Origin of the sequence: Pseudomonas sp. NPDC096950, from assembly GCF_044762525.1 — a bacterium.
Lineage (GTDB): Bacteria > Pseudomonadota > Gammaproteobacteria > Pseudomonadales > Pseudomonadaceae > Aquipseudomonas.
In genome coordinates this window covers 1-3344 of record NZ_JBIWEL010000035.1, presented here as the reverse complement: position 1 = coordinate 3344, position 3344 = coordinate 1, and the positions used below count along the sequence as shown (strand labels likewise).

Annotated in this window: 1 protein-coding gene; it reads left to right on the top strand. The window is 59.5% G+C overall.

Annotated elements, in window-relative coordinates; all coding sequences use genetic code 11:
* The first annotated feature begins 573 nt into the window (after nucleotides 1-573).
* Nucleotides 574-3054, top strand: coding sequence for a TonB-dependent siderophore receptor (locus ACIQY3_RS32025; protein WP_403028066.1), 2481 nt, complete (start codon nucleotides 574-576; stop codon nucleotides 3052-3054).
* Nucleotides 3055-3344 lie beyond the last annotated feature (290 nt).

Here is a 3344-nt window from a genome sequence, read left to right as displayed (position 1 = left end):
GCCCGGCGTAACCCTGTGGGAGCGAAGCTTGCTCGCGAAGACGGCGCCGCATTGATCGTTCCCACGCTCTGCGTGGGAATGCCGCAAGGGACGCTCCGCGTTCCGCCTCTGAATGTGACGCAGAGCGTCACGGGATGCATTCCCACGCAGAGCGTGGGAACGATCGGCATCCAATAACGATGTGACTGGAAGACCGCCTTCGCGAGCAAGCCCGCTCCCACAAGGGGATTTTCAGTGCCTTCAAGGGTGAGCAGGATCGCAAAAATGGCCGATGCCCAACGCATAGGCCTTTTTTTTCAATTTTTGCGCGAATGATAAATAAACTCATTCCGGTTTTTGCCCGGTGCTACGTCTTACTTACGTAAGCAGACAAATCGAGCCGGGCAGGGTAGCCACAGGGTTCAGTTTTTCCCAGCTGTACACCTTATTTACCGCTGCCCGGACACACGATCGAGCCCGGGGAGGGGCCGGTCATCGACTTGCGGTGTCGCAAGCGGTTCACAGGTCCAGGCAGCGGCAGGGCACTCGGTTGCCCATGGGTCCTATCCATTTCGACTAATAATAGAGAGCACGATGTCAGCAATTCATGAGTTGAAACCTCTGTTCAAGGCGTTGGTCATCGCCCGAACCCTGCGCTCGCGTCGCTCGCTGGCCAGTCTGGGCATGGCGTGCCTGCTGCCGCTCAGCGCGCAGGTCGTCGCCGAAGACTTTACCCTCAACATTCCGGCCCAGCCGTTGCCTCAGGCGCTGCAGGCGTTTGGCACGCAGACCAATCAACAGGTGATCTACAACGCCGATGACATGGCCGGCCTGCGCAGTACGCGCGTCAGCGGCAAGTTGAGCAGCGAAGCGGCGATTGCCCAGTTGCTCAAAGGCACGGGCGTGCATTACAGCTTTGAAGGCAACACGCTGATGCTGGTGCGCGGCAGTTCGACCGAAGGTCTGGAACTGGGCGCCACCACCATCAATGCGCAACAGGTCAGCGCGACCACCGAAGGTTCGAAATCCTACACCTCGAATGTCGTAACCATCGGCAAGGGCACCCACACCCTCAAGGAAATTCCGCAGTCGGTCACGGTGATGACCCGCAAGCAAATGGACGACCAGGACATCGTCGATCTCAAGGACGCGGCCAACAAGACCACCGGCCTGGTCGGCGCCCAAGGCGTGGGCCGGGGCTTGATCCTGTCTTCGCGCGGCTTCCAGATCGATGACTGGCAGTACGACGGTGTGCCGATCCCGCGTAACACTTACGCGATCGGCAACTGGGCCACGCAGGACCTGATTTTCTTCGACCGCATGGAAGTGCTGCGCGGTGCGTCGGGCTTGCTGCAAGGTACCGGCAGCCCGGGCGGCTCGGTCAACCTGGTGCGCAAACGCGGTCAGGCTGTACCGACCGTGACCCTGACCGGCAAGGCCGGCTCGTGGGACCACTACGGTCTGCAACTGGACGCCGGCGGACCGCTGAACCAGAACGGCACGATCCGTGGCCGCTTCGTGGCCGACCAGGACGACACCCACACCTTCGTCGATTCCGAATGGTACAAAACCACCTCGCTGTACGGCGCACTGGACTTCGACCTGAGCGAAGCCACCACCGTGGGCGTGGCGGTCAGCCAGTCCGACGGCCAGTCGCGTGCAAACGTCCGTGGCTTCCCGCGTTACTCCGACGGTAAACCGATCGACCTGTCGCGCAGCACCTACACCGGGGCGAAGTGGAACCACTCGGACATCGATGTCACCACGATCTACACCGATCTGGAACACCGTTTCAACGACGACTGGGCCTTCAAGGTCGGCGCCGTGCACATGACCGAAACCAACAAGGCGAAGAACCAGCGGACGCAAACCACCGGCTCCGGCATCCGCCCCGATGGCACCGGTATCCAGTACGCTGACTTCGTAACCGACCTGGACTCCACCAAAGTCGCGCTGGACATGAACGTCACCGGCAAGTTCGAAGCCTTGTCCATGCAGCAGGAAGTCATGCTGGGCGGCAACTATTCCAAATACACCTCGGACGACAAATACGCCCGGACCTTCAACGCCAGCTCTGACAACATCTTCGACATTAATCACGACCGTCCGGAAATCAGCTACGACGGTTTGGTCAATACCCCCGGTGGTCGTGGCTTCCCGAGCAAATACGACATCCGCCAGAAAGGCCTGTACGGCAACTGGCGGGTCAAGCCTGTTGACGACCTGACCCTGGTGCTCGGCTCGCGGGTCAGCTGGTACGACTACAGCTACAAATCTCAGATCGAGACCCCGACCAGCATTACCGACGATACCAACAGCACCGCCACCGAAACTGGTGAAGTCACGCCTTACGCCGGGATCATTTATGACCTGAGCCGTGAATGGTCGGTCTACGCCAGTTACGCCGACGTCTTCACCCCGCAAACCGAACGCGATACTGCCGGTTCGGTCCTTAAACCGATCATCGGCACTAACTACGAAATCGGTCTCAAGGGCGAGTTGATGGATGGCCGGATCAATACATCCGTGGCCCTGTTCCGTTACGACCAGGAAAACCGTGCCGTGCTCAATACGGCAGGTCCGCAAACCTGCGACGGTTGGTACTGCTCGACGGCCTCGGGCAAAGTGCGCAGCCAGGGTCTGGACGCTGAAATCAGCGGCGAAGTGACCGACAATCTGCAACTGTTTGCCGGCTACACCTACAACACCACCAAGTACCTCGACGACCCGGACAACGAAGGCAAAATCTTCAGCTGGTGGACGCCTAAGCACATGCTGCGCGTGTGGGGCAACTATCAGATGCCTGGCGACTGGAGCCGTGTGAGCACTGGCCTGGGCTTTACCGCACAGACCCACACGGTCGGTTTCGACCACACCGTCAACGTTCCGGGTTACACCGTGTGGAATGCCCGCGTCGGTTACCAGCTCACCTCGGAAATCGAGCTGGCAATGAACGCCAACAACCTGTTTGACAAGACCTACTTCGCGGCGGCCTACAACCAGCTTAACGGCAATAACAACTACGGCGATCCACGCAACGTGATGTTCAGCGTGAAATACACCCCGCAGTTCTGATCCATCCCCCGCTGAAACTGGCCCATGTCCCTTTGAGGGGCATGGGCCAATCCGCTTTGCAGGAGCGAGCACGCTCCGCCATCCATTTCCCCCTTACACATGTTTAACGGCGGGTGTTTAACGACACTCGGTGTTACGTCATAAACGGCTACAACGCCTTGCGCCGTTACCTGGGTCGGAGCCAGGCACATTCCCTGTGGGAGCGGGCTTGCTCGCGAAAGCGGTGTGTCAGCTACATGAATGTCGGCTGACACGCCCTCTTCGCGAGCAAGCCCGCTCCCACAATTGTT

Excerpts from the sequence above, each read along its gene's own strand:
- ACIQY3_RS32025 (WP_403028066.1), top strand. The coding sequence starts at position 574 with ATGTCAGCAATTCATGAGTTGAAACCTCTGTTCAAGGCGTTGGTCATC.